At 70.7% G+C, this 24,926-nt stretch carries 20 protein-coding genes and 1 tRNA gene; 18 read left to right on the top strand and 3 right to left on the bottom strand.

Going from position 1 to position 24,926, the window contains the following annotated elements:
* Positions 1–32 precede the first annotated feature (32 nt).
* From CH341_RS10465 to CH341_RS10380, 18 genes are all read left to right on the top strand, one after another.
* A tRNA-Val gene (locus CH341_RS10465) sits at positions 33–110 on the top strand.
* A gap of 243 nt (positions 111–353) precedes the next feature.
* Positions 354–1,229 (top strand): STAS domain-containing protein, encoded by an 876-nt coding sequence (locus CH341_RS10460; protein WP_111418979.1) that lies wholly within the window; start codon positions 354–356, stop codon positions 1,227–1,229.
* Between the two features lie 4 nt (positions 1,230–1,233).
* Positions 1,234–1,623 carry an STAS domain-containing protein gene (locus CH341_RS10455; RefSeq protein WP_111418978.1) on the top strand — a complete coding sequence of 130 codons (390 nt, stop codon included), beginning with the start codon at positions 1,234–1,236 and terminating at the stop codon, positions 1,621–1,623.
* A gap of 4 nt (positions 1,624–1,627) precedes the next feature.
* Positions 1,628–2,008: an anti-sigma regulatory factor gene (locus CH341_RS10450; RefSeq protein ID WP_111418977.1), complete on the top strand. Its 381-nt coding sequence runs from the start codon at positions 1,628–1,630 to the stop codon at positions 2,006–2,008.
* 4 nt (positions 2,009–2,012) lie between these two features.
* Positions 2,013–3,014 (top strand): ATP-binding protein, encoded by a 1,002-nt coding sequence (locus CH341_RS10445; RefSeq protein WP_111418976.1) that lies wholly within the window; start codon positions 2,013–2,015, stop codon positions 3,012–3,014.
* Entirely contained in the window at positions 3,011–4,783 is a 1,773-nt protein-coding gene (locus tag CH341_RS10440) for an ATP-binding response regulator (protein WP_245430984.1), read from the top strand. The genes CH341_RS10445 and CH341_RS10440 overlap by 4 nt, the downstream gene beginning before the upstream one ends.
* Complete coding sequence (locus CH341_RS10435) at positions 4,780–6,453, top strand: response regulator (RefSeq protein WP_111418975.1); 1,674 nt, start codon at positions 4,780–4,782, stop codon at positions 6,451–6,453. The genes CH341_RS10440 and CH341_RS10435 overlap by 4 nt, the downstream gene beginning before the upstream one ends.
* Before the next feature lie 242 nt (positions 6,454–6,695).
* Positions 6,696–8,375 carry an FAD-dependent oxidoreductase gene (locus tag CH341_RS10430; protein ID WP_111418974.1) on the top strand — a complete coding sequence of 560 codons (1,680 nt, stop codon included), beginning with the start codon at positions 6,696–6,698 and terminating at the stop codon, positions 8,373–8,375.
* A gap of 145 nt (positions 8,376–8,520) precedes the next feature.
* Positions 8,521–9,894, top strand: coding sequence for an FAD-dependent oxidoreductase (locus CH341_RS10425; RefSeq protein WP_111418973.1), 1,374 nt, complete (start codon positions 8,521–8,523; stop codon positions 9,892–9,894).
* On the top strand, positions 9,869–10,612 hold the full coding sequence (locus CH341_RS10420; protein ID WP_111418972.1) for a GntR family transcriptional regulator: 744 nt from the start codon (positions 9,869–9,871) through the stop codon (positions 10,610–10,612). The genes CH341_RS10425 and CH341_RS10420 overlap by 26 nt, the downstream gene beginning before the upstream one ends.
* Complete coding sequence (locus tag CH341_RS10415) at positions 10,609–11,574, top strand: Bug family tripartite tricarboxylate transporter substrate binding protein (protein WP_111418971.1); 966 nt, start codon at positions 10,609–10,611, stop codon at positions 11,572–11,574. The genes CH341_RS10420 and CH341_RS10415 overlap by 4 nt, the downstream gene beginning before the upstream one ends.
* A 569-nt stretch (positions 11,575–12,143) precedes the next feature.
* Positions 12,144–13,478 carry a cytochrome c gene (locus CH341_RS10410; RefSeq protein WP_111418970.1) on the top strand — a complete coding sequence of 445 codons (1,335 nt, stop codon included), beginning with the start codon at positions 12,144–12,146 and terminating at the stop codon, positions 13,476–13,478.
* Positions 13,475–13,987 (top strand): (2Fe-2S)-binding protein, encoded by a 513-nt coding sequence (locus tag CH341_RS10405; protein ID WP_111418969.1) that lies wholly within the window; start codon positions 13,475–13,477, stop codon positions 13,985–13,987. Before CH341_RS10410 ends, CH341_RS10405 begins: the two co-directional genes overlap by 4 nt.
* Positions 13,984–16,257: a xanthine dehydrogenase family protein molybdopterin-binding subunit gene (locus CH341_RS10400; RefSeq protein ID WP_111418968.1), complete on the top strand. Its 2,274-nt coding sequence runs from the start codon at positions 13,984–13,986 to the stop codon at positions 16,255–16,257. Before CH341_RS10405 ends, CH341_RS10400 begins: the two co-directional genes overlap by 4 nt.
* Before the next feature lie 276 nt (positions 16,258–16,533).
* Positions 16,534–16,911: a hypothetical protein gene (locus CH341_RS10395; RefSeq protein WP_111418967.1), complete on the top strand. Its 378-nt coding sequence runs from the start codon at positions 16,534–16,536 to the stop codon at positions 16,909–16,911.
* 135 nt (positions 16,912–17,046) lie between these two features.
* Positions 17,047–17,454, top strand: coding sequence for a FixH family protein (locus CH341_RS10390; RefSeq protein WP_111418966.1), 408 nt, complete (start codon positions 17,047–17,049; stop codon positions 17,452–17,454).
* Positions 17,451–18,713 (top strand): efflux RND transporter periplasmic adaptor subunit, encoded by a 1,263-nt coding sequence (locus CH341_RS10385; protein ID WP_245430983.1) that lies wholly within the window; start codon positions 17,451–17,453, stop codon positions 18,711–18,713. The genes CH341_RS10390 and CH341_RS10385 overlap by 4 nt, the downstream gene beginning before the upstream one ends.
* Entirely contained in the window at positions 18,710–21,871 is a 3,162-nt protein-coding gene (locus CH341_RS10380; RefSeq protein WP_111418965.1) for an efflux RND transporter permease subunit, read from the top strand. Before CH341_RS10385 ends, CH341_RS10380 begins: the two co-directional genes overlap by 4 nt.
* Before the next feature lie 15 nt (positions 21,872–21,886).
* Here CH341_RS10380 and CH341_RS10375 read toward each other — a convergent pair whose 3' ends face one another.
* The 3 genes from CH341_RS10375 to CH341_RS10365 form a co-directional block, all read right to left on the bottom strand.
* Positions 21,887–22,960 carry an Ldh family oxidoreductase gene (locus CH341_RS10375; protein ID WP_111418964.1) on the bottom strand — a complete coding sequence of 358 codons (1,074 nt, stop codon included), beginning with the start codon at positions 22,958–22,960 and terminating at the stop codon, positions 21,887–21,889.
* Positions 22,957–23,973, bottom strand: coding sequence for an amidohydrolase family protein (locus CH341_RS10370; RefSeq protein ID WP_111418963.1), 1,017 nt, complete (start codon positions 23,971–23,973; stop codon positions 22,957–22,959). The genes CH341_RS10375 and CH341_RS10370 overlap by 4 nt, the downstream gene beginning before the upstream one ends.
* Positions 23,974–24,136: 163 nt before the next feature.
* Complete coding sequence (locus CH341_RS10365) at positions 24,137–24,865, bottom strand: CBS domain-containing protein (protein WP_111418962.1); 729 nt, start codon at positions 24,863–24,865, stop codon at positions 24,137–24,139.
* Between the last annotated feature and the right edge of the window lie 61 nt (positions 24,866–24,926).

Raw genomic sequence — 24,926 nt, 5'->3', positions numbered from 1 at the left:
CGCGGCGCCGCGCCCCATACGGTCCTGGTCACGGCCCGGTGGCGGAATGGCGACGCAAGGGGGGGCTGACGCTCCCCCACATCCTGGTTCGAATCCAGGCTGGGCCTCCAACCATCTCGGGCGATGGAACCAACCCGACCGGACGGCGTTACCAACAGCTCGTCGCGACGCCGCAGCCCAGCCGCGCGTCGCCAACCAGCGGTGACGTCGATGGTGACATCGGTCCCGCCAGATCGGTGTCGCACCCTCCATGAAACCCGACCGGCCGCACTCCGCACCATGCCCGCTGTCCGGGCAGTCGCGAGTCGTGCCCGCGTCGGTGCCATGATCCACCCGAAAGGTCCCGGAGGACCATGATCGCCCGTCCGCAGTCCAATCTCCTCGCCGCCACGCTCGCCGAACAGGGCACCACGATCCTGTCCGTGTGGAGCGATCGCCTGAAGAAGTCCGGCGCGCTCGCCAGCGGCCGCATCCGCGAGGCCGAGCTCCAGACCCAGTGCCGCACCGTCCTGGATCTGCTGACGCCGGCGGTCAAAGACGGGGTCGACGCGGCCCAGCCGGCCTTCGCCCCGTTGCGCGACTTCCTCGCCGACCTGTCGCGCTCGCGCGCCGTGCAGGGCTTCACGCCGTCGGAGACGGCGACCTTCGTGTTCTCGCTCAAGCAGCCGCTGTTCGAGGCGGTGAGCGGAACCAAAGGGGCCGATCCGACCGACGTGATGCGCACCACCTGGGACGTCACCCAGCTCGTCGACGCGCTCGGCCTGCAGACCATCGAGACGTTCCAGAAGAGCCGCGAGGAGACCATCATCCGCCAGCAGCGCGAGATCGCCGAGCTGTCGACGCCGGTGGTGAAGCTGTGGGACGGCGTGCTGGCGCTGCCGCTGATCGGCACGCTGGACAGCCAGCGCACCCAGGTGGTGATGGAGAACCTGCTCGAGTCCATCGTCTCCGAAAGCGCCGAGATCGCCATCATCGACATCACCGGCGTACCGACCGTCGACACGCTGACGGCGCAGCACCTGCTCAAGACCGTCTCGGCGGCGCGCCTGATGGGCGCCGACTGCATCATCAGCGGCATCCGGCCGCAGATCGCCCAGACCATGGTGCATCTCGGGGTCGAGTTGAACGTCGTCTCCAAGGCGACGCTGGCCGACGCCTTCGCGCTGGCGCTCAAGCGCGTCGGCCGCACCGTCGTCGCCGTGAAGGCGCGCGAGCTGCCGGCGAGCTGAGGTCATGGACCGGATCCCGATCCTCAAGCTCGGCAGCGCCCTGCTGGTGACCATCCAGGTCGACATGCACGACCGGCTCGCGACCGCGCTGCAGGAGGACCTCACCGAGAAGATCGTCTCGGCCCGCGCCAAGGGCGTGCTGATCGACATCTCGGCGCTGGAGATCGTCGACAGCTTCATCGGCCGCATGCTCGATCACATCGCGGCGATCTCCCGCATGCTCGACGCCGAGACCGTGGTGGTGGGCATGCGTCCCGCCGTCGCCATCACGCTGGTGGAGCTCGGCCTGTCGCTCTCGGGCGTCAAGACCGCGCTCAATGTCGAGCGCGGCATGGACCTGATCAGACGCCGGCTGATCGAGACCGAGGCCGCCGATGGCGCCGGTGACGAGTGACCGAATGGAGGTTCGTTCGTCGGACGACGTGGTGCGGGTTCGCCAGCAGGTCCGGGCGCGCGCCCTCGAGGTCGGCCTGTCGCTGGTCGACCAGACCAAGATCGTGACGGCGGCGAGCGAGCTGGCCCGCAACATGCTGGACTACGGCGGCGGCGGCGTCGCCACCATCGAGGTGGTGTCGGACGGGATCCGGCGCGGCCTGCGCCTCGTCTTCGACGACCAGGGCCCCGGCATCGCCGACATCCAGCTCGCCCTCAAGGACGGCTTCACCTCGGGCGGCGGATTGGGTCTCGGACTCGGTGGAGCAAAACGGCTGTGTAACGAGTTCTCCATCGACTCCAAGCCCGGAGAGGGGACTCGGGTGACCTGCGCCCGGTGGAAGTGACAGCATGATCCGGGTTCCGGTCACGGAGAACAGCCAAGTCTCGGAGGCGCGGCGCACCGCCGCCGAGCGGGCCGAGCGCCACGGATTCGGCTCCGTGGACGCCGGCCGGGTGGCGCTCGCCACCACCGAGCTCGCCACCAACCTGATCAAGCACGCCGGCGGTGGCGACATCCTGGTCGGCGGCTTCGAGGAGCCGGACGGCGCCGGCATCGAGGTGCTGGCGCTCGACCGCGGGCGCGGCATCGACGATCTCTCGGCCTGCCGCGAGGACGGCTACTCGACCGCCGGCACCAACGGCCACGGGCTCGGCGCCGTGTTCCGCCAGGCCCACACGGTCGAGGTGGTGTCGTGGCGCGACCTCGGCACCGGGCTGATGGCGCGCTTCGAGCCCGGCACGCCACCGCGCGCCAACAAGCCGAGCCGCTCCGCCTGGGGCGTCGTGTCGGTGCCGATGGACGGCGAGACCGTCTGCGGCGACGGGTGGACCGTGAGCCGTGACGGCACCACCCTCACCCTGATGGTGGCGGACGGGCTCGGCCACGGGCCGGCGGCCGCCGACGCCGCCAACGAGGCCGTCCGGGTGTTCGGCCGCCACCAGGGGCATCGCGTCGCGACCGTGTTGGACTACATCCACGGCGGCCTGCGCGCCACCCGCGGCGCCGCCGTCTCGATCGCCCGCATCGCCGAGGAGACCGGCGCGGTCGAGTTCGGCGGCATCGGCAACGTGGCGGGCGCGATCGTGACCCCGACGGCGACGCGCCGGATGGTGTCGCTGCCGGGAACGGCCGGACACGTGGCGCGCAAGATCCAGAGCTTCGACTACCAGCGCGACGACGGCATCGTGGTGCTGCATTCGGACGGGCTCGGCAGCAGCTGGTCGCTCGACCGCTATCCCGGCCTCCTCAACGCCCACCCGACCCTGATCGCCGCCGTGCTGTATCGCGACTTCTGGCGCCATCGCGACGACGTCACCGTGCTGGTGGCCGGACGGGGAGCGGCGCCGTGACGTCGTCCAGTGCCGCGACGTGGCCCATCGTCGCGATGGCGATCGCGTCGGAAGCCGACGTGGTGGCGGTGCGCCAGCGGGCGCGCCTGCTCGCCGAGAAGCTCGGCTTCGAGCGCCAGGACCAGACCCGCATCGCCACCGCGGTGTCGGAGATCGCCCGCAACGCCTACGGCTACGGGGGCGGCGGCCGCGCCGAGTTCGCGATCGACGCCTCGAACGGCCGCCAGGTGTTCGTCATCCGGGTGAGCGACCGCGGGCCCGGCATCGCCGATCTCGACGCGATCTTCGAGGGCCGCTTTCGCTCGCAGGAGGGGATGGGCCTCGGCCTGGTCGGCGCCAAGCGCCTGATGGACCGCTTCGACGTCTCCTGTCCGCCCGGCGGCGGCACCGTGGTGACGCTCGGCCATCTGCTGCCGGTGCGTGCCACCCCGGTCACGGCGGCCGGCCTCGCCACCATCGTGCGAACCCTCGGCCCCAGTCCGGACGACGACCCGCTCACGGCGTTGCGTGAGCAGAACCGCGAGCTGATCGAGACCCTGGAGGCGCTGCGTCGCCGCGAGCAGGAGGCGCAGACGCTCGACCGCGAGCTGTCCGACACCAATCGCGGCGTCGTCGCGCTCTACGCCGAGCTCGACGAGCGCGCCGAGCAGCTCAAGCAGGCGAGCGAGCTGAAGTCGCGCTTCCTGTCGCATATGAGCCACGAGTTCCGCACGCCGCTGAACTCGATCCTGGCGCTGTCGCGCCTGCTGCTCGACCGTGTGGACGGCGACCTCACCCTCGATCAGGAGAAGCAGGTCGGCTACATCCGGCGCTCCGCCGAGGGCCTGCTCGAGCTGGTCAACGACCTGCTCGACCTCGCCAAGGTGGAGGCCGGCAAGATCGAGATCCGGCCGGTGCGGTTCACCGTGACGGAGCTGTTCGGCGGCCTGCGCGGCGCGCTCAAGCCGCTGCAGACCAATCCGGGCGTCGAGCTGGTGTTCGAGAGCGGCAGCGACCTGCCCGTGCTCGTCACCGACGAGGCCAAGGTCACGCAGATCCTGCGCAACCTGATCTCCAACGCGCTGAAGTTCACCGAGACCGGGGAGGTCGCGGTGACGGCCGGCCAGGAGGAGGTGACCGGCCGCGTCGTCTTCTCGGTGCGCGACACCGGGATCGGCATCGCCTCCGAGCACCAGGAGCGCATCTTCGAGGAGTTCAGCCAGATCGACACGCAGATCCAGCGCAGGGTGAAGGGCACCGGGCTCGGCCTGTCGCTGTCGCGCAACCTCGCCGCGCTGCTCGGCGGCGAGCTGTCGGTGGAGAGCGCGCTCGGCCAGGGATCGGTGTTCCGCTTGTCGATCCCGCCGCGCTACGGCGAGGCCGGCGAGGCCTCCGGCGATCCGCCGACGCGGCGGCGTGTGCTGGTGATCGACGACGACGAGACGTTCCGCTACGTGTTCCGCCAGCTCATCGGCGGCGACCCGCGCTTCGAGGTGATCGAGGCGGCCGACGGCGAGGTGGGCCTGCGCCGCGCCTGCGAGGACAGTCCCGACCTCGTGCTGCTCGACTTGCAGATGCCGCGCCTGGACGGCTTCGCGGCGTTGCAGCGGCTGGAGGCCGACCCACGCGCCCGCCGCATTCCGGTGGTGATCTCGACCTCGCTCGCGGTGACGCCCGAGCTCGCCGCCAAGGTGCGGCCGGGCGTGCCGATCCTGTCGAAGCGCGACCTGTCGCGGGAACGGGTGTCGAGCCTGCTCAACGACCTGATCGACAACAGGGTGCTGCCATGACCGACGGCAAGCCACTGGTCCTCAATGTCGACGACCGCGAGATCGGCCGCTACACCAAGAACCGCGACCTGCTGCGCGCCGGCTTCTCGGTCCTGGAGGCGGCCAATGGCGAGGACGCGCTGCGGATGGTCGAGCAGCATCGGCCGCACGTCGTGCTGCTCGACGTGCAGCTCCCCGACATCAGCGGCAGCGAGGTGTGCGCCGAGATCAAGGCGCGCTGGCCCGAGGTGATGGTGCTGCAGACCTCGGCGACGTTCACGACGCCGAACGACCGCTCGACCGGCCTCGACAGCGGTGCCGATTCCTACCTGGTCCAGCCGGCCGAGCCGCAGGAGCTCGCCGCGGCCGTGCGGGCGCTGTTGCGCATCCGGGCCGCCGAGGACGCGATGCGGCGCATGAACGAGACCCTGGAGCGCCGCGTCGAGGAGCGGACCCGCGACCTCGAGGCGGCCAACGAACGGCTGCGCCACGAGATCGGCCAGCGCGAGAGGGCCGAGGCCGCGCTGGCGCAATCGCAGAAGATGGAGATCATCGGCCAGCTCACCGGCGGCGTCGCACACGACTTCAACAATCTCCTCACCATCATCATGGGCAATGTCGACATCCTCCAGAGGCACCTGCCCGCCGACGTGCCGGACCGGCTGAAGCGGGCGCTCGACAACGCCGCCCGCGGCGCGAGGCGCGCCTCCGCCCTCACCCAGAGCCTGCTCGCCTTCGCGCGGCGGCAGCCGCTCGACCCCAAGCCGGTCGACGTCAACGCGCTGGTCGGCGCCGTGTCGGAGATGCTGCGCCGGACCTTCGGCGAGCAGATCGCGATCGAGCTGATGCTGGCCGACGACATCTGGCGCGTGAACGCCGATCCGAACCAGCTCGAGAGCGCCATCCTCAATCTCGCCGTCAACGCCCGCGACGCCATGCCGGGCGGCGGCCGGCTCACCATCGAGACCGTCAATGCCGAGCTCGACGACGCCAGCGCGGCGCGCGAGGCCGAGGTGGTGCCCGGGCCCTATGTTGTGGTCGCCATCACCGACACCGGCACCGGCATGACCCGCGACGTGATCGCCCAGGCCTTCGAGCCGTTCTTCACCACCAAGGACATCGGCCACGGCACCGGCCTCGGCCTGTCGCAGGTCTACGGCTTCGTGAAGCAGTCGGGCGGGCACGTGCGCATCCACAGCGAGGTCGGGCACGGCACCACGGTGAAGGTCTACCTGCCGCGTCTGCAGGCCGAAGACGTCGCCGGCGATCAGGAGCCAGCGGCGCACGCGACACCGGCCGGCCACCGGCACGAGACCATCCTGGTGGTGGAGGACGATCCGGACGTGCGCGAGCACTCGGCCGAGATTCTCGGCGAGCTCGGCTACCGGGTGCTGCAGGCCGAGAACGGCCCGGCGGCGCTGGCCGTGCTGGAGCGCGAGGAGGTGACGCTGCTGTTCACCGATCTCGGTCTGCCGGGCGGCATGAACGGGCGCCAGCTCGCCGACGAGGCGGTGCGCCGCCGCCCGCACGTGCGCGTGATCTTCACCTCGGGCCACGCGACCAGCGCGATCGTTCACCACGGGCGGCTCGATCCCGGCCTCCATCTGATCGCCAAGCCGTTCACCTATTCGGGCCTCGCCGCCAAGCTGCGCAGCGTCCTCGACCAGCGCGCCGAGGCGCGGGCGGAGTGAGCGGATCCTTGAGCCGACACTCTCCGCCGCCCTGAGATCCAGCGCCGAGCGCGGCCGCGAAGGGCGACGGCCCGAGCCGGACTCGTCGTAGGCGTCCGACAGTCCGCCGGTACTCGACGACGGTCGCCACGGCGATGATCGGATCTTACAAGAATCCACTCGCGACCTGCGCGACGCCAGGGCACCGTCCGGCTCGTGCGCGGGCGTCACCCGGCGTGGGCCGATTCTCGAGGGAGACCCGCATGTCGCAGCCCGACATTTCACCCGACGTCGTCCTCGATCCGTCCGATCCGGCGGCACGGCCGGCCCAGATGTTTCCGCGGCTCGACCCGGAGATGTGCGGCCGCGTGCGATCCTATGGCGAAGAGGAGCGGATGCCGGCCGGCACCGTGCTGTTCGAGCGCGGGCATCGCGGCGTCGACTTCTTCTTCATCGTCGAGGGCGAGGTGGAGGTGTTCGAGCCCGACGAGCGCGAAGGTCCGCGCCTGGTGGCCACCCTCGGGGCCCGCCAGTTCACCGGCGAGCTCGATCAGGTCAACCAGCGCCGCAACCTGGTCAGCGCCCACGCGACGCAGGACAGCGTGGTGGTGCGGCTGCGCCGCGCCGACTTCCAGCGGCTCGCGACCGGCGAGCCGGACATCGGCGAGATCATCTTGCGGGCGTTCATCCTGCGCCGCGTCGGCCTGATCAAGCTCGGCCTCGGCGGCGTCGTGCTGATCGGCCCGGGTTACGCCGCCGACACGTTGCGGCTGCAGCGCTTCCTGGTCCGCAACGGCTATCCGCACCGGGTGCTGGACACCGCGGTCGATCCCGACGCGGAGGCGCTCCTCGCCTGCTTCGCGCTGGAGCGCGACCAGCTCCCCGTCGTGATCACGCCGGACGAGATCGTCTACCGAAATCCATCGGTCGCCCAGCTCGCCGACGATCTCGGCCTCACCGAGACGATCGATCCCGACCATGTGCACGACGTCGCCGTGGTCGGCGCCGGGCCGGCCGGGCTCGCCGCGGCCGTCTACGCCGCATCGGAGGGGCTCGACACCATCGTGATCGAGAGCGAGGCGCCGGGCGGCCAGGCCGGCACCAGCTCGAAGATCGAGAACTATCTGGGCTTCCCGACCGGCGTCTCCGGCCAGGCGCTGGCCGGCCGGGCCTATGTGCAGGCCCAAAAGTTCGGCGCGCGTCTCGCGGTGTCGCGCTCGGTCGAGGAGCTCGACTGCGCCGAGCAGCCCTATCGGCTGACGCTCGCCGGCGGGCGGCGGGTCGCGGCCCGCGCCGTGGTGATCGCCACCGGGGCGCGCTACCGCAAGCTCGACGTCGCCAACTACGACCGGTTCGAGGGCCAGGGCATCCACTACGCGGCCACGGCCATGGAGGCGCATCTGTGCGCCGGCGAGGAGGTCGCGGTGGTCGGCGGCGGCAACTCGGCCGGCCAGGCCGCCGTGTTCCTGTCGCGCACCGTCGCGCACGTCCACATCCTGGTGCGCGGCGCCGGCCTGACCGCGACCATGTCCGACTATCTGGTCCAGCGCATCGCCTCGTCGCCGCGCATCACGCTGCATCCCTACACCGAGATCACCTCGCTCGACGGCGACGACGTGCTGACCGGCGTCGGCTGGACCGACCGGCGCACCGGCGCCACCGAGACACGGCCGATCCGCAACGTCTTCGTGATGATCGGCGCGGCGCCCAACACGGGCTGGCTCGACGGCTGCCTGGAGCTCGACCGCCAGGGCTTCGTGCGCACCGGCCGCGCCTGCGAGGCGACCGGGCTCGTCCACTCGCCCTACGAGACCAGCCGGCCCGGCATCTATGCGGTCGGCGACGTGCGCTCCGGCTCGGTCAAGCGCGTCGCCTCCGGGGTCGGCGAGGGCGCCATCGTGGTCTCGGCGATCCACGGCTACCTGCACCCGGTCGAGGGCTGAGCCGCCCGACGGGCGCGGTACGGTCCCGCGCCCTCCCCTCACGAGCCCTAATCGATCGGTAGAAAGAAACCGCAACGCGCTTCCGGGTTGACGACGTCCTCTTTGTCGGCATACTTGTATACAAGTACACAAAAGGACGGGACGCATGGCGGACTTCAACTGCGACGTGGCGATCATCGGGGGCGGGGTGACGGGCGTGGCGGCCGGCATCGCTGCGGCGCGGGCCGGAGCAAAGACCATCCTGATCGAGCCGCGGCCGTTCGTCGGCGGCAATGCGACGACCGGCCTGTGCCTGCACAACTACGTCACCCGCTACGGCCGCCAGGTGGTGTTCGGCATCGCCCAGGAGATCGTCGACGAGCTGATCGCCATGGGCGGCGCGGTCGGCCACATCCCCTATCAGGGCTTCACCAGCGCGGTGACGCCGGTCGACGGCAACTACTTCCGGATCAAGACGACCGAGATGCTGGCGCGGGCCGGCGTGCAGGTGATCTACGGCGCCACCGTGGTGGGCGTGGCGCGCGAGGCGGAGCGGATCGCCTCGCTCACCCTCGCGGCCAAGGGCGGCCTGCACACCCTGACCGCGGCCAACGTGGTCGACGCGTCGGGCGACGGCGACATCGCCGCCATGGCGGGCGTGCCGTTCCGGTTCGGCGACGGCCCGGCCAAGCGCATGCAGCCGGTGTCGATGATCCTGCACTTCCACAACGTCGACACCCGGCGCATCGCCGCCGAGATCGGCGAGGTGGCGCCCGCGATGGCGCGGCGCCCGAACGCGGCCGAGCCGATCCCGGTCTATTTCAACGGCTCGTTCTCCAAGTGGAACGACATCGTCGTCTCCGAGGGCATCTTCCCCAACCGCGACCGCAACGTGTTCTTCAACACCGTGTGGCCCGACCAGGTGAACGTGAACACCTCGGCCGTGCTGGACGTCGACGGCACCGATCCGGTGGCGCTGTCCCGCGCGACCGTCGAGCTGACCGCCCAGTGTGCCCGCATCGGCGACTTCCTGCGGCAGCACGTGCCCGGCTTCGAGAACGGCTACATGGTGCCGGCCGCCATCCCGGGCGTGCGCGAGTCCCGCAACATCCGCGGCCGCTACGAGATCCAGGACGCCGACGTGCTGGAAGGGCGCAAGTTCGACGACACGATCGGCCAGGTGTCGTTCCCGGTCGACATCCACGCGCCGGATTCGAGCCAGGCCATCTTCGTGCAGATCGGCGGCGACGGCGCCTTCGACATCCCGTTCCGCTCCATGCTGCCGGCCGAGCTCGACAATCTGGTGGTCGCCGGGCGCTGCGTCTCGGCCACCCATGTGGCGCACGGCGCGACCCGCAACATGGCGCCCTGCCTGGTGATGGGCGAGGCGGCCGGCACGGCGGCCGCGATGGCGTCGGGCGGCGGCACCACGGTGGCCGGGCTCGCCGTCGCCGACCTGCAGGCGCGCCTGCTGGAAAACGGCGTGTTTCTGGGCGACGCCTTCGGGGGCCGGCATGCCGAGCGCAAGATCGCCGTTTGATCCGCTCTGGGTCGGCGTCGCCGACCCGCTGCGATCCGCCATCGTCGAGGGCCGGCTCGCCCCCGGCAAGGCACTGTCCGAGAATCAGCTCGCGGCCGAGTACGGCGTCAGCCGCACGCCGGTGCGCGAGGCGCTGCGCCTCCTGATGGAGGAAGGCCTCGTCGAGATGCTGCCCGGCCGCAAGGTCCGGGTGGCGGTGCCGCGGCCGTCCGACGTGCGCGAGGTCTACGACGTGCGCGCCGTGCTGGAGGCCGAGGCGGTGCGCCGGCTGTTGAAGACCGAGGAGACGGCGCGCCGCGTCGTCGCCGAGATGGAACGGGCCTGCGACGTGTCCGACGCCGCGCTCGCCCGCGACGACTTGACGGCGCTCGCCGCCGCCAATGCGCGGTTCCACGCCGCGCTGGTGAGCGCGCTCGGCAACCGCCGGCTGCTGGCCGACTACGAGACGATCTACAATCTGGTCGCGCTCTACCGCCATCAATCGCTGCGCATCGAGTACTGGGCGGAGGCCGGCAATGCCGAGCACCGCGCTCTGCTCGATCGCCTGCGCCGCGGCGACGAAGCCGCCGCCATCGATCTCCTGCGGGCCCATATCGAGCGCGCCTGCGCGCTGGTCTGCCGCCGCTACGAGCAGGCGCCGGCGCCCGTGATCGAAACTCCCGGACCGTCGACGTCTCCACCTGAAACAAGAAGTACCGGGAGGGAGGACAGTCCATGAACCGACGGCACCTGCTCGCCGGATTCGCCGCGACCGCGCTGAGCGGAACCGGCGCCTTTGCCGACAACTACCCGGCGTTTCCGATCCGCGTGTTCGTCCCCTACCCGGCCGGCCAGGCCTCCGACGTGATCACCCGCATCCTGGCCGACCGCATGACGCCGACGCTCGGCCAGCCGCTGATCATCGAGAACCGGCCGGGCGCCGGCGGCAATATCGGCAGCGAGGCCGGCGCCCGCGCCGCGCCGGACGGCTACACGCTGACCATCGCGACAGCGGCGCTGCCGATCACCAAGCTCACCTATCGCAAGCTCACCTTCGATCCGATCGGCGACTTCGCGCCGGTCGGCATGATGACGGTGACGCCGCTGCTGCTCGCCACCTCGCCGAAGCTCGGCGTGAGCTCGGTCGCCGAGCTGGTCGCCCATGCCAAGGCCAATCCCGGCAAGGTCACGTTCGCCTCGAGCGGGGTCGGGACGAGCCATCATCTGTCGGGCGAGCTGTTCGCCACCATCGCGGGCCTGCAGCTCGTGCACGTGCCGTATCGCGGCAGCGCGCCGGCGCATGTGGATCTGATGGCCGGCACCGTCGACATCATGTTCGACAACATCGTCGCGGTCGGCCCGCATGTGCGGCAGGGCACTCTGAAGGGGCTCGCCGTCACCACCAAGACGCGCGCGGCGGCGTTCCCGGATCTGCCGACCATGCAGGAATCGGGCTTCACCAATTTCGAGGCGGTGGCATGGTTCGGCATGCTGGCGCCCAAGGAGACGCCGGCCCCGATCGTGGCGCGACTGAACAAGGAGCTGGTCGCGGCACTCTCGGCGCCCGACATCAAGAAGAAGCTCGCCGACATGGGGGCCGAGGCGGCGCCGGGGCGGCCGGAGGAGTTCGGCACGTTTCTCGGCGCGGAAGTTTCGAAGTGGAAACCGATCGTCGAGCGCGCCAACATCGTGCTGGACTGACGGGCGCCGGCTCTGATCGGAAAAAGAAACCCGGCGCCGAAGGGCGCCGGTTCCCCATCTCACGGCCGAGCCTGCCGGTACATCCGCGGTCAGGCGGCACGCGAGAGGGGGAGTACGCGATCCTTCCCGTTCCGCTCACGACGTGAGGGCCGACGGCATCTGACGGGAGGACATCGGACTCACCGGCGCCGTTCTGAGAGGCGCCCGCGGCGGGTCCGAAGAAACCCTGCTCGTCGGAGGGAAGGCCCGACACCCGAAGGTGCCGGTTCCCCATCCCACGGCCGAAGCCTGCCGGTACATCCGCGGTCAGGCGGCGCGTGAGAAGGGGGCGCGGCAATCGCCGCTTGGACTGCATATGGGGTGCGTGAGGAAAAAACCAAGCCCCCCGACCAGTCCCGAGGCCTTCGGGCGCATGGCCCGTCAGCCAGCAAACCATAGCGGCGCTTTGTGACTGTTTCCCGACAGGCGCGCGGTCGTACGAAGGCGCGTGGGTGCATTCCGCGCTCTCGGAACAATATGTCGCACCCCCGCATTGGCGTTCCGCAAACATCAGCCGGGCGCGTGCATCGATGCGGTTTCTGAAAGTCCTGTTCGTCCTGGTGCTGTGCGGCGGCCTGCTGTTCGGCGGCTTCCTGGTCTACGCCCATCACGCACCGATCGAGACGGCGGCGCCGCCCGCCGCCGACACCTTCGACGCCGCGACGATTGCGCGCGGCGCCGAGCTGGCCGCGATGGGCAACTGCAACTCGTGCCACACGGTGGAGGGCGGCCCGGCGCTCGCCGGCGGCCGCGCGCTCGAGACGCCCTTCGGTACCATCCACGGCAGCAACATCACGCCGGACGCCGACACCGGCATCGGACGCTGGTCCAAGGCCGCGTTCTCCCGCGCCATGCGCGAGGGCGTCGACCGCGACGGCAATCATCTCTACCCGGCCTTTCCCTATGATCACTTCACCAAGCTGAGCGACGAGGACGTCGACGCGCTCTATGCCTATGTGATGACCCGCACTCCGGTGCGGGCACCGACGCCGGAGAACGACCTCGTCTTCCCGCTCGGCTTCCGGCCGCTCCTGGCGGGCTGGAAGCTCCTGTTCTTCCGGCCGGGCCGTTTCGCGCCGGACAACGTCGCCCGCGACGAGACCAATCACGGCGCCTATCTGGTCGAGGCCCTGGCCCATTGCGGCGCCTGCCACACGCCGCGCAACACGCTCGGCGCCGAGGAGCGCAGCGCGCATTTCGCCGGCGGGACCTCGGACGGATGGATCGCGCCGGCGCTCGATCACAAGAATCCGGCACCGGTGCCGTGGACGCAGGAGTCGCTCGCCCGCTATCTGCGCAGCGGCTTCGACCGTCACCACGGCGCCGCCTCCGGCCCGATGATCGAGGTGGCCCGCAATCTGTCCCGCGTTCCCGAGCAGGACGTGGCGGCGATGGCCCGGTATGTCGCCAGCGTCATGGGCGAGCCCGCGCCGGAGCGCGCCGAGAAGGGGCGCGCCCTCGTCGCCACCCTGGAGAGCGGGCGCACGCCGGTGCAGACCACCGGCTCGTCGGCGCCGGGCGGCTCGGCCGTGCCGGACCCGATCTATGCGGGCGCCTGCGGCGGCTGCCACGACGCCGAGCGCGGCGCCATCGACGCGCTGCCGCTGTCGCTCGCCACCGCGGCCCGGCTGGAGAGTCCGCAAAACCTCCTGCATGCCGTGCTGGAGGGCGTGCATCCGCGCAATCCCAAGGCCGCCGCCCTGATGCCGAGCTTCGACGGCGCACTCACCGACGAGCAGATCGCCCGCCTGGCCGATTACGTGCGCACCGAGATCGCCGGCGAGCCCGCATGGCGCGACGTCGCCGGCACGCTCGCGAAAATCCGGAAAGGCGCAGCCTCGGGCAGCGGGGAGAGCACGAAATGATCACGCTGACGGTCAACGGCCGATCGCACGAGGTCGACGCCGATCCGGCGACGCCGCTGCTCTACGTGCTGCGCGACGATCTCGGCCTCCACGCGGCGAAGTACGGCTGCGGCTTCGGCCAGTGCGGCGCCTGCACCGTGATGGTGGACGGCCGCGCCGTATTCTCCTGCGTCACGCCGATCGCCGCCCTGCCGGGCCGGCAGATCAAGACCGTCGAGGGACTCGGCACGATCGAGGATCCGGGACCGATGCAGCGCGGCTTCATCGAGGCGCAGGCCGCGCAGTGCGGCTACTGCATCCCCGGCATGATGATGCGGGCGCAGGCGCTGCTGGAGCAGAACCCGGCCGCGAGCGAGCAGGACATCCGCGACCATCTCGCGCTGAACCTGTGCCGATGCGGCACCCATATGCGCATCCTCGACGCGGTGAAGCGGGCCGCCGCCCTGATGCGCAGCGCGCGCGGGCCCGACGCTGGAACCACGGTCGCGACCGACGGAGCCGCCCGATGAGCCCGCTGCCGCACGTCGTCTCCCGTCGAAGCGTCGTCGCCGGCACGGGCGCGCTGGTGCTCAGCTTCGCGCTGTCGCGTCACGCCTTCGCGCAGCAGCCCCAGGAGCCGCAAAATGTCGGCGAGGAGCCGCGCAAGCCGATCCCGCAGCCGGGCAGCCTCAAGAGCGCGCCGCGCCTCGACGCCTGGATCCGTGTCGATGCGGACGGACGCGTCACCGTCTTCACCGGCAAGGCCGAGCTCGGCCAGGGCATCAAGACGGCGCTGCTGCAGATCGCCGCCGAGCAGCTCGACGTGCCGGTCGGCGCGCTGACGCTGGTCACCGCCGACACGGCGCGCACGGCCAACGAGGGCTACACGGCCGGCAGCCATTCGATGCAGGACTCCGGGACCGCGATCCTCCATGCGAGCGCCCAGGTCCGCGCCCTGCTGGTCGCGGCAGCGGCCCAGAGGCTCGGCGTGCCGGCCGAGCAGCTGCGCACCGGCGACGGCCGGATCTCGGCCCCGGACGGCCGCAGCCTCGGCTACGGCGAGGTGGTCACGGCCGAGATGCTGCAGGCGGACGCGGCGCCGCAGTCGCCTCTGAAGGATCCGGCCCGGCGGACCGTGATGGGACGGCCGGTGCGGCGCGTCGACATTCCGGCCAAGGTGACGGGCGGCGAGGCCTATGTGCAGGACATGCGACTCGACGGGATGGTGCACGGCAGGATCGTGCGGCCGCCGAGCCCGGGCGCCCGGCTGCGCGACGTCGACGCGGCGGCGGTCGAGCGCCTGCCCGGCGTGCTCGAGGTGGTGCGCAACGGCAGCTTCCTGGGCGTCGTCGCCGAGCGCGAATGGCCCTGCATCCAGGCGATGCGGCGGCTCGCCGCGCTGGCGCAGTGGGAAGGACATTCGGATTTCCCGGACGCCGCGACCATCGACCAGACCGTGCTGAAGCTGCCGAGCCAGAACACCGACATCCTGAACACCCAGCACATGGGCACGCCGCAGGGCCGCCGGTTCGAGGCGAGCTTCACCCGGCCTTACCAGATGCACGGCTCGATCGGCCCGTCCTGCGCGATCGCCCACGCGACCGCGGAGGGCTTGACCGTCTGGACGCACAGCCAGGGCGTCTATCCGCTGCGCGGTGCGCTCGCCGAGATGCTCCAGCTCGCGCCCGACAAGATCCGCTGCGTCCATGTGGAAGGCTCGGGCTGCTACGGCCACAACGGCGCCGACGACGTCGCGGCCGATGCGGCGCTGCTGGCGCTGGCGGTGCCGAACCGTCCGGTGCGGGTGCAGTGGATGCGCGAGGACGAGCACCGCTACGAGCCCTACGGCCCCGCCATGGTGGCCAAGCTCTCGGCGGTTCTCGATCAGGGCCGCATCGTCGACTGGACCCACGACGTATGGAGCAACACCCATTCGACGCGGCCCGGCGCGGCCGGCAACCTGCTCGCCGCGCTTTATCTGCAGCGGCCTTTCATGCCGCCGCCGCCGGTTCCGCTGCCGCAGCCCGAAGGCGGCGGCGACCGCAACGCCATCCCGCTGTACAAGCTGCCGCGCGGGCGCGTCACCCATCACTTCATCCCGGACATGCCGCTGCGCGTCTCGGCGCTGCGCTCGCTCGGCGCCTATGTCAACGTGTTCGCCATCGAGACCTTCATGGACGAGCTGGCCGCGGCGGCCGGCATCGATCCGGTGACGTTCCGGCTAAATCATCTGGAGGATTCTCGCGGGCGCGACGTGATCACGACGGCGGCGGAAAAATTCGGCTGGAGCCGGCCGCGCGACAAGAGGCCCGGCACCGGGCGAGGCTTCGGCTTCGCCCGCTACAAGAATCTCGGCGCCTACACGGCCGTGGCGCTCGACGTGACGGTCGATCGCGACAGCGGCGCCGTGCGGGTGACGCGAGTCGTCGCGGCGGTCGACTCCGGCGACGCCGTCAACCCGGACGGCATCAGGAACCAGATCGAGGGCGCGATCCTGCAATCGACGAGCTGGACGCTCTACGAGGCGGTCGGCTTCGACCGGGAGACGATCACCAGCCGGAGCTGGGCCGACTATCCGATCCTGCGCTTCGACGGCGTGCCCGACCCCGTCGAGGTGCATATCCTCGACCGGCCCGGCCAGCCGTTCCTCGGCACCGGCGAATCCGGCCAGGGCCCGACCGGCGCCGCCATCGCCAATGCAGTGGCGGACGCGACGGGCGTCCGCCTGCGCGACCTGCCGCTCAACCGCGAGCGAGTTCGCACCGCACTCGGCCCGGCGCCGGCGGCGCGGGCGGGTTAGGCATACCGCTTCGACCGGGTGCCCCGGACGAGGCGCATCGGGCCCCGGGCCCGAGGCGCCGCAGAGCCGGGGCTCAGGGGCATGCGGGAGGGACTCGGCCGACACGTTGCTCGATCGCCCTGGGTCCCGGTTCGCGGCGCGTCGCGCCGCGCCCGGAACACGCGGCCCAGCCCGCAGCGGCGCAGCAGGGCCGACGGATTTCGAGCAACGGCGCTGGAAGGCCGCCCGTAAGTCCCCCTATTCCGGACGGACCGGCGCCCGTGCTATGGTTCCGGCATGGTCCGCCTGCTTCGCCAAACCGTCGCCGTGCTGGTGGCGCTCGCCTGGATGATCGGCAATGTGCTGCCGGTCGTGCCGGCGGACGCGGCCGTGGCGGCGCCGTCGGCGGTCGCCGCCGTCGACGACGGCGCGATGCACCACGCGATGGCGGGCGCCATGCCGTGCCACGAGGACGGCGCCGTGCCGGCTCCCGATACCGGCAAGGCCAAGCCCTGCCCGGCCGTGGCGCTGTGCGCAAAGTGCTTCCAGGCGCTGCCGACCCTCACGGCTCCGGCGATCCGCGCGGCGCTGCAGATCGCCGCCGTGACGGGATCGTCCGATCAGCAGGCCGAGAGCCTGTCGCCCGCGCCGCCCCGAAAACCACCCCGCGCCTGATCTCCCTCGCGTGACCGTGCCTGCGCGCGTCCGGCGCGCCGGATCCGTCACGTCTGCGCGCCTGCGTCGCCGCCCAGGAGCCCTCCGGCCCGGGACTGCGCGACCTCGTTCCATCGTGTTTTCGGGAGATCCCCCATGCCTGTCGTCACCCTCTCGGCTCGCCGCCTGTCGTTCTCGCTCGCCGCTACGGCCCTCCTCGTCACCGCCGGCGTCGCCCGCGCCGACATCAAGGACTACGAGCTGCAGCTCGTGAAGGCCGAAGTGAACAGCGGCGACACCGTCGTCGCCGTCCGCATCGTCAACAAGAAGACCGGCGCGCCGGTGCCGGACGCGGTCGTGTTCTCCAAGCGCCTCGACATGGCGCCGGACAACATGGCGTCCATGGTGGCGCCGCTGGAGCCCGCGCCGGCGGCCGAGGCGGGTGTCTACGGTTTCAAGACCAACATCAGCCACCCCGGCCGCTGGCAGCTCTCCGTGGCGGCCAAGCTGCAGGGCGAGACCGGCACGCTGCAGGGCCGCTTCGTCGTCAAGGCCGTGCCGTGAAGACCACGGCGCTCGCCGCCGCTCTCCTGGTCGCGATCGCCGCGGCCGGGGGAGGATTCTTGGCCGGACGAACCGGCCTCGGCGGCGTACACGTCACGCCCGTGATGGCGCAACAGAGCGAGCCGAGCCCGGCAGCGCCGGGTGGACCGCGAAAGCTCCTGTACTACCGCAACCCGATGGGCCTGCCCGACACCTCGCCGGTGCCGAAGAAGGACTCGATGGGGATGGACTACATCCCGGTCTACGAGGGCGAGGACACCGACGACGGCAGCATCAAGGTCTCGGTCGCCAAGGTGCAGAAGGCCGGCGTGCAGTCGGAGCCGGCGGAGCGGCGGGTGCTCGGCCGGGCCGTGCGGGCGCCCGCCACCGTGCAGGTGGACGAGCGCCGCCAGGCGGTGGTGTCGCTGCGCTTCGACGCCTGGATCGACGAGGTCGCCGACGTGACGACGGGCGACGTCGTCCGCAAGGGCCAGAAGCTGATGCGCATCTACGGCCCGACGCTCGCCGGGGACGCCGCGCAATACGCCTCCGTGCTGGCCGGGCGGGAAGCCGCAATCGGGACGACGACCGTGCGAGGCTCACGACAGCGACTGGAAAATCTCGCCGTGCCCGACACCTACATCACCGACATCGAGCGCACCGGAAAAGTGCCGCTGCGGATCGACTGGCCGGCGCCGCGCGACGGCATCGTGCTCCAGCGCACCGCCGTCGAAGGGATGAAGGCCCCGGCCGGCGAGGTGCTGTTCCGCCTCGCCGACCTGTCCGTCGTATGGGTGCTGGCGGACGTGTCGGAGAACGACCTGCCGCTGGTGGCGGTCGGCCAGACCGCGAGGGTCAAGCCGCGCGGCTATCCGGACCGTGCCTTCACCGGCAAGGTCGGGCTCGTCTATCCGCAGATCAACAAGGAGACCCGTACGGCGCGTGTCCGCATCGAGATCGCCAACCCGGATCTGATTCTCAAGCCCGACATGTATGCCGAGGTGGAGATCGCGGCCGGATCGGAGGCGCCCGTGCTCTCGGTGCCGGACGATGCGGTGATCGATTCCGGCACCCGCCGCATCGTCATCGTCGACCGCGGCGAGGGCCGCTTCGAGCCGAAGCCCGTGGTGCTGGGGCGCCAAGGCGATGGCTATGTCGAGATCCGTGAGGGCCTCGACGAGAGCGACTGGGTGGTGGTGCGCGCCACCTTCCTGCTCGACGCCGAGAGCAACCTGAAGGCCGCGCTGCGCGGCCTCGGCGAAGCGGACGCACGGCCATGATCGGAAAGCTCATCGGCTGGTCGGCCCGCAACCTGATGCTGGTGATGATCGGCACCGCCTTCGCGGTGCTAGGCGGGCTCTATGCGTTGAAACACCTGCCGCTCGACGCCATCCCGGATCTCTCCGACACCCAGGTGATCGTCTACGCCGAATATTCCGGCCAGGCCCCCCAGGTGGTGGAGGATCAGGTCACCTATCCGCTCACCACGGCGATGCTGACGGTGCCGAAATCCAAGGTGGTGCGCGGCTTCTCGTTCTTCGGCGCCTCTTTCGTGTACGTCGTGTTCGAGGACGGCACCGACGTCTACTGGGCGCGCTCGCGCGTCCTCGAATATCTCAACGCCGCCTCGCGGCGGCTGCCGACCGGCGTCACGCCGACGCTCGGCCCCGACGCGACCGGCGTCGGCTGGGTCTATCAGTACGCCCTGCTGGCCAAGGATCTGACGCTCGCCGAGCAGCGCTCGGTGCATGACTGGCACGTGCGCTACGCGCTCGCCAAGGCACCGGGCGTCGCCGAGGTGGCGAGCGTCGGCGGTGCCGTCAAGCAGTACAACGTCGTCGTCGACCCGCGGCGGCTGCGCGGCCTCGGCATCTCGCTGCCGATGCTGCGCGACGCCATCCGGGCCAGCAACACCGATGTCGGCGGCCGCAGCGTCGAGCTGTCCGAGTTCGAGTTCATGGTGCGGGGCCGCGGCTACCTGGCCGGCAAGAGCGACCTGGAGCAGATCGTGCTCAAGGCCGAGGGCGGCACGCCGGTGCTGCTGCGCGACGTCGCCCGCATCGAGATCGGGCCGGACGAGCGGCGCGGCATTGCCGAGCTCGACGGCGAGGGCGAGGTGGCGAGCGGCATCGCGCTGCAACGCTTCGGCGCCAATGCGCTCGACGTCATTGACGGCGTCAAGACGGCCCTGAAGGACTTTTCGGCGAGCCTGCCCAAGGGGCTGGAGATCGTCCCGGTCTACGATCGCTCCGAGTTGATCGGCCGTGCCATCGAGACGCTGAAGAGCACGCTGCTCGAGGAGAGCGTCATCGTCGCGATCGTCTGCGTCGTGTTCCTGCTGCATGTGAGGAGCGCCCTGGTCGCCATCCTGATGCTGCCGGTCGGCGTGCTGATGGCCTTCGCGGCGATGAAGCTCCTGGGGCTCGGCTCCAACATCATGAGCCTGGGGGGCATCGCCATCGCGATCGGCGCCATGGTGGACGCCGCCATCGTGATGATCGAGAACGCCCACAAGCATCTCGAACGCGCGCCGCCCGACAAGCCGCGGCTGGAGATCCTGGTCGAGGCGGCCACCGAGGTCGGCCCGGCGCTGTTCTTCAGCCTGCTGATCATCACGGTGTCGTTCCTGCCGATTTTTTCGCTCGAGGCGCAGGAGGGGCGGATGTTCGGCCCGCTCGCCTTCACCAAGACCTTCGCCATGGCGGCGGCCGCGATCCTGTCGGTCACGCTGGTGCCGGCCCTGATGGTGATTTTCGTCCGCGGACGAATCGTTCCTGAAGAAAGGAATCCGATCAATCGGGGGCTCATAAAAATTTACCGGCCGATCATCAACGGCGTGCTGCGGGCCAAGGGGCTCACCATCCTGCTGGCCCTCGCCGTGCTGGCCGCGTCGTGGTGGCCGGCGTCCCGCATCGGCAGCGAGTTCATGCCGACGCTGGACGAAGGCACGCTGTTCTACATGCCGACCACCCTGCCTGGCCTGTCGGTGACCAAGGCGGCCGAGCTGCTGCAGACGCAGAACAAGATCATCAAGTCGTTCCCCGAGGTGGCGTCGGTCTACGGCAAGGCCGGCCGCGCCGCGACCGCGACCGACCCGGCGCCGATGGAGATGTTCGAGACGATCATCAACCTCAAGCCGAAATCGGAATGGCGCGCCGGCGTCACCACGGACTCACTGATCGCCGAGCTGGATCGCGCGTTGCAGTTCCCCGGCGTCAGCAACGCCTGGACCATGCCGATCAAGGCCCGCATCGACATGCTGTCCACCGGCATCCGCACGCCGGTCGGCATCAAGGTGATGGGGCGCGACCTCGCCGAGATCGAGCAGGTGGCGCGAAAGGTCGAGGCGGTGGTCAAGCGGGTGCCGGGCACCACCAGCGCCTATGCCGAGCGCGTGGTCGGCGGCTACTATCTCGACGTGGTGCCGGACCGCGCCGCGCTGGCCCGCTACGGCCTGACGATCGGCCAGGTGCAGGACGTGATCACCACGGCGCTGGGCGGCGAGACCGTGACCACCACGGTGGAGGGGCGCGAGCGCTACGGCGTCAATGTCCGCTACCCGCGCGAGCTGCGCCACGACCCGCAGGCGATCTCCCGCGAGGTGCTGGTGCCGCTGCCGGCCGGCGGCGCCGTGCCGCTCGGGGAGCTGGCGAGGATCGAGCGGAGCCGCGGCGCCACCGCGATCCGCACCGAGAACGGGCGGCTCGCCGTCTACATCTTCGTCGACATCCGCGACCGCGACCTCGGCGGCTACGTCGCCGACGCCAAGAAGGCGGTGGCCGGCGAGGTGACGTTCCCGCCCGGCACCACCGCGGTGTGGAGCGGCCAGTTCGAGTATCTGGAGCGGGCCGAGGCGCGGCTCAGGATCGTCGTGCCGCTGACGCTCTTGGTCATCTTCCTGCTGCTCTATCTCAACTTCCGCCGGCTGACCGAGACTCTCATCGTGATGCTGTCGCTGCCCTTCGCGCTGGTCGGCGGGCTGTGGCTGATGTGGTGGCTCGGCTTCAACATGTCGGTCGCGGTGGCGGTCGGCTTCATCGCGCTGGCCGGCGTCGCCGCCGAGACCGGCGTGATCATGCTGATCTATCTCGACCACGCCCTCGCCGAGACGCGGGACAAGGTCGCGGCCGAGGGCAGGACGTTCGGCATGGCGGATCTGAACCGCGCCATCGTGCTCGGCGCGGTCGAGCGGGTGCGGCCCAAGATGATGACCGTGATCGCCATCATGGCCGGGCTTCTGCCGATCATGTGGAACCACGGCACCGGCTCGGAGGTGATGCAGCGCATCGCCGTGCCGATGATCGGCGGCATGGTGTCGTCGACGGTGCTCACCCTGGTGGTGATCCCGGCCGTCTACGCGCTGGTGAAGGGCTTTGCGCTGCGCCGGGCCACGGCGGCGGAACAGCCGGACGGCGCGGCGGCTGCCGCCGCGCCGTAGCGTTCGGCGGGGCGCTCAGCGCTCGAACAGGGGCGTGACGCCGAGCTCGGCGGCGACCTTGTCGAGCTGGACGATCAGGGCGGCCGGCAGCGGAATGCCGGCCTCCCGGCGCTCGGTCCGGCACTCGCGGCGGCGATCGCCGGGCAGCCGGATCGCCTCGACGCCGGGCAGTCGCGCCGAGGCGCGCAGATCCGCCATGTGGCGGTCGACCTCGGCCGTGAAGCGGTCGAGCGGCACGAAGCGAGCGATGTCGACCGCGATGACGAGCTGGCCCGTATCGGTCTCGCTGGTGTCGTCGGCGTTGAAGTCGACGCAGTCGCGCCCGAACGCGGCGCCGTTGAGGATGCCGGCCAGCACGCCGAGCATCAGCGACAGGCCGGAGCCCTTGTAGCCGCCGATCGGCAGCAGCAGGCCCTGCCCGCTCCGGGCCGGATCCGTGATCGGCTCGCCGGTGTCGCGGTCGATCAGCCAGCCCTCCGGCATCGGCAGGCCCTGCAGGGCGTATTTCTTGACTGTGCCGTAGGAGACGATGGTCGTCGCCATGTCGAGCACCATCGGCCCGGCGCCGGTCGGCACCGCGATGGCGAGCGGGTTGGTGCCGAGCAGCAGCTCCTTGCCGCCCCACACCGCCATGTGGTTGGCGCTCGCCACCGCCGAGTAGATGCCGACCATCCCGTGCCGCACCGGCAGCTCGGCATAGAGGCCGGCCGACCCCGCATGGTTGGAGCGGCGCACGCCGACCCAGGCGACGCCGGTCTCGCGGGCGATGTCGATCGCGGCCTCGGCGGCGCGCTTCACCACCAGGTGGCCCATTCCGTTGTCACCGTCGACCAGCGCGGTCGCGGGCGCGGTGCGGTCGACCGTGATGGAGGGCGTCCTGTTGAAGCCGCCGGCGCGCAGCCGGCGGACATATTGCGGCAGGCGGAAGACGCCGTGCCCGTCGGCGCCGGTGAGGTCGGCCTCGGTCATCAGCTCGGCCACCGCGGCGGCGTTGTCGCGCGACAGGCCGGCCGCCGCCAGGCAGTCGGCGATCAGCGCCACGACGGCATCGACCCGGGCGCGGCGGAACGACACGGCGGGCGCGTTCATGCCGCCACCGTCGCGGCGGCGCCGGCGAGGGCGAGCGGGCCGCCGCAGAGGATGCGGTCTTTGTCGGCGTCGGAGATCGACAGCGCCCTCACCTGCCGCACGCATTCCAGCGTGCCCATGTCGTAGGGGTAGTCGCTGCCGAGCACGACGCGCGACACGCCGGCCGAGGCGACCAGGTATTCGAGCGGCTCGGGCGCGTGCAGGATGGTGTCGAACCACAGCGTCTTCAACGCCGCCTCCGGCGACTCCTTGAGATGCACCTGCGGCTCGGGGCGGACCGCCCAGCCGTGGATCCAGCGGCCGAACTGATAAGGCACGAAGCCGCCGCCGTGGACGAACAGGAACCTGATCCTCGGGAAGCGCGTGACCACGCCGCCGAACACCAGCGAGGCCGCCGCGATGGTGGAGTCGAGCGGGTTGCCGATCAGGTTGCCGAGATAATAGGACTTCAGCCGGTCGGCGCCCGCCACCTGGGTCGGGTGGATCATGATGAAGGCGGCGTACTCGTTCGCGGCCGCCCACAGCGGCTCGAGGGCCGGGTCGTCGAGATTGCGGCCGTTGACGTTGGAGCCGATCTGCGCCCCCTTCAGGCCGAGCGTACGCATCGCCCGGGTCAGCTCGGCGGCGGCCTTCTCGGGCGCCTGCATGGGCAGCGTCGCGATCCCCATGAAGCGGTCGGGGTGCTGCTTGACGGTGGCGGCGATCTGGTCGTTCTGCAGTGCAGCAATGGCCGCGTTCTGCGATCCGTCGATGTTGTACAGGAAGGTCTGCGGCGTGTTCGACAGCACCTGCATGTCGACGCCGGCGAAATCCATGTCGGCGAGACGCTTCTCCAGGTTCCATCCGCCGTGCGGAAACGGCCGGTAGGGGACGCCGGCGACCTCCAGGACCGAGAACGCGTCGTCGATCGGCGTGATCTTGGGCGAGATCGCCGGGGCCTCCTTGGCGATCAGGCGCATGGTCTCGTCGCTCAGGATGTGAGCGTGCGTGTCGATCGTCTTGCCGTGCGGCATTGTCGTGTTTCCTCCTGCGGATCGATTTTCATAGCGGCTGCAGGAGGGGGGGACCACCCCTTGTATGACATGTCTCGATGCGGTTCGCGCAGGGCATGATGCGATGCGGAACCGGGAGCGTCCCGGTCGATCAGAACGCCGTCCCGGCCGGCGATGCGGCGCGTCAGCCCGCCTTGCGGGTCCCGGTATCGCCTTCGCTGATCACCATGCCGGACATCGGCTCGATCCAGGTGAGATGGCTCACCACGCCCTTCACGCCCGGGATGTTCTCGGCGCAGACTTTCAGGGCCTCGCCCTGCTTCGCCTCGGTGATGCTGCCCCACAGGGAGACGACGCCGTCCTTCACCACCACGTCGATCAGGGCGATCGGCGCCCAGGGCTGGCGGCTGAGCTCGTCCAGCACGCGCGTGCGGATCTCCGCGTCGGTCGCGGTCGAAGGCGGCAGGTCGCGGCTGACGCTCGCCAGCGCGTGCAGCAGATTGGCGCGGCTGACGATGCCGACCACCTCGCGGCCGCGCATCACCGGCACGCGCTTGACCCGCTTGCGCTCCATGATCGAGACGATCTCGTCCAAGGTCGCGTCCTCGCCGACCGTGACGGGCGAGCGGGTCATCACCTCCTCGACGCGGCGCCCGTGCGAGCGGACGTAATCGGTCGCGAGGCTGTTGGGGCCGATCAGGATCTCGAGCCAGCGCGGCCGCTTGCGCAGCGTGCCGGTCTCGGCCCGGCGCAGGAAGTCCCCTTCAGTGACGATCCCGACCATCGCTCCGGTGCGATCGATCACCGGGAGCCCGCTGATCCGGTTCTCCAGCATCGCCTTGATCGCGTCCTGGATGGTGGCTTCGGGGGCGATCGACACCACCCGGCTCGACATCACGTCTCGGGCTTTCATTGCGGCTTCTCCTGCTCGGATCGCTCCGGTGTCGCGCCGCCACTCACCCGGCGGCGCCTCG

The organism is Rhodoplanes roseus (genome assembly GCF_003258865.1).
Taxonomy (GTDB): Bacteria; Pseudomonadota; Alphaproteobacteria; order Rhizobiales; family Xanthobacteraceae; genus Rhodoplanes; species Rhodoplanes roseus.
Note: the sequence above shows the minus strand (reverse complement) of the source record. Positions and strands in the feature narration are given on the sequence as shown.

Bases quoted from the DNA above. Each gene is read 5' to 3' on its own strand.
- CH341_RS10460 (WP_111418979.1), top strand. From the start codon at position 354: ATGATCGCCCGTCCGCAGTCCAATCTCCTCGCCGCCACGCTCGCCGAA.
- CH341_RS10455 (WP_111418978.1), top strand. From the start codon at position 1,234: ATGGACCGGATCCCGATCCTCAAGCTCGGCAGCGCCCTGCTGGTGACC.
- CH341_RS10450 (WP_111418977.1), top strand. From the start codon at position 1,628: ATGGAGGTTCGTTCGTCGGACGACGTGGTGCGGGTTCGCCAGCAGGTC.
- CH341_RS10445 (WP_111418976.1), top strand. From the start codon at position 2,013: ATGATCCGGGTTCCGGTCACGGAGAACAGCCAAGTCTCGGAGGCGCGG.
- CH341_RS10435 (WP_111418975.1), top strand. From the start codon at position 4,780: ATGACCGACGGCAAGCCACTGGTCCTCAATGTCGACGACCGCGAGATC.
- CH341_RS10430 (WP_111418974.1), top strand. From the start codon at position 6,696: ATGTCGCAGCCCGACATTTCACCCGACGTCGTCCTCGATCCGTCCGAT.
- CH341_RS10425 (WP_111418973.1), top strand. From the start codon at position 8,521: ATGGCGGACTTCAACTGCGACGTGGCGATCATCGGGGGCGGGGTGACG.
- CH341_RS10420 (WP_111418972.1), top strand. From the start codon at position 9,869: ATGCCGAGCGCAAGATCGCCGTTTGATCCGCTCTGGGTCGGCGTCGCC.
- CH341_RS10415 (WP_111418971.1), top strand. From the start codon at position 10,609: ATGAACCGACGGCACCTGCTCGCCGGATTCGCCGCGACCGCGCTGAGC.
- CH341_RS10410 (WP_111418970.1), top strand. From the start codon at position 12,144: ATGCGGTTTCTGAAAGTCCTGTTCGTCCTGGTGCTGTGCGGCGGCCTG.
- CH341_RS10405 (WP_111418969.1), top strand. From the start codon at position 13,475: ATGATCACGCTGACGGTCAACGGCCGATCGCACGAGGTCGACGCCGAT.
- CH341_RS10400 (WP_111418968.1), top strand. From the start codon at position 13,984: ATGAGCCCGCTGCCGCACGTCGTCTCCCGTCGAAGCGTCGTCGCCGGC.
- CH341_RS10395 (WP_111418967.1), top strand. From the start codon at position 16,534: ATGGTCCGCCTGCTTCGCCAAACCGTCGCCGTGCTGGTGGCGCTCGCC.
- CH341_RS10390 (WP_111418966.1), top strand. From the start codon at position 17,047: ATGCCTGTCGTCACCCTCTCGGCTCGCCGCCTGTCGTTCTCGCTCGCC.
- CH341_RS10380 (WP_111418965.1), top strand. From the start codon at position 18,710: ATGATCGGAAAGCTCATCGGCTGGTCGGCCCGCAACCTGATGCTGGTG.
- CH341_RS10375 (WP_111418964.1), bottom strand. From the start codon at position 22,960: ATGAACGCGCCCGCCGTGTCGTTCCGCCGCGCCCGGGTCGATGCCGTC.
- CH341_RS10370 (WP_111418963.1), bottom strand. From the start codon at position 23,973: ATGCCGCACGGCAAGACGATCGACACGCACGCTCACATCCTGAGCGAC.
- CH341_RS10365 (WP_111418962.1), bottom strand. From the start codon at position 24,865: ATGAAAGCCCGAGACGTGATGTCGAGCCGGGTGGTGTCGATCGCCCCC.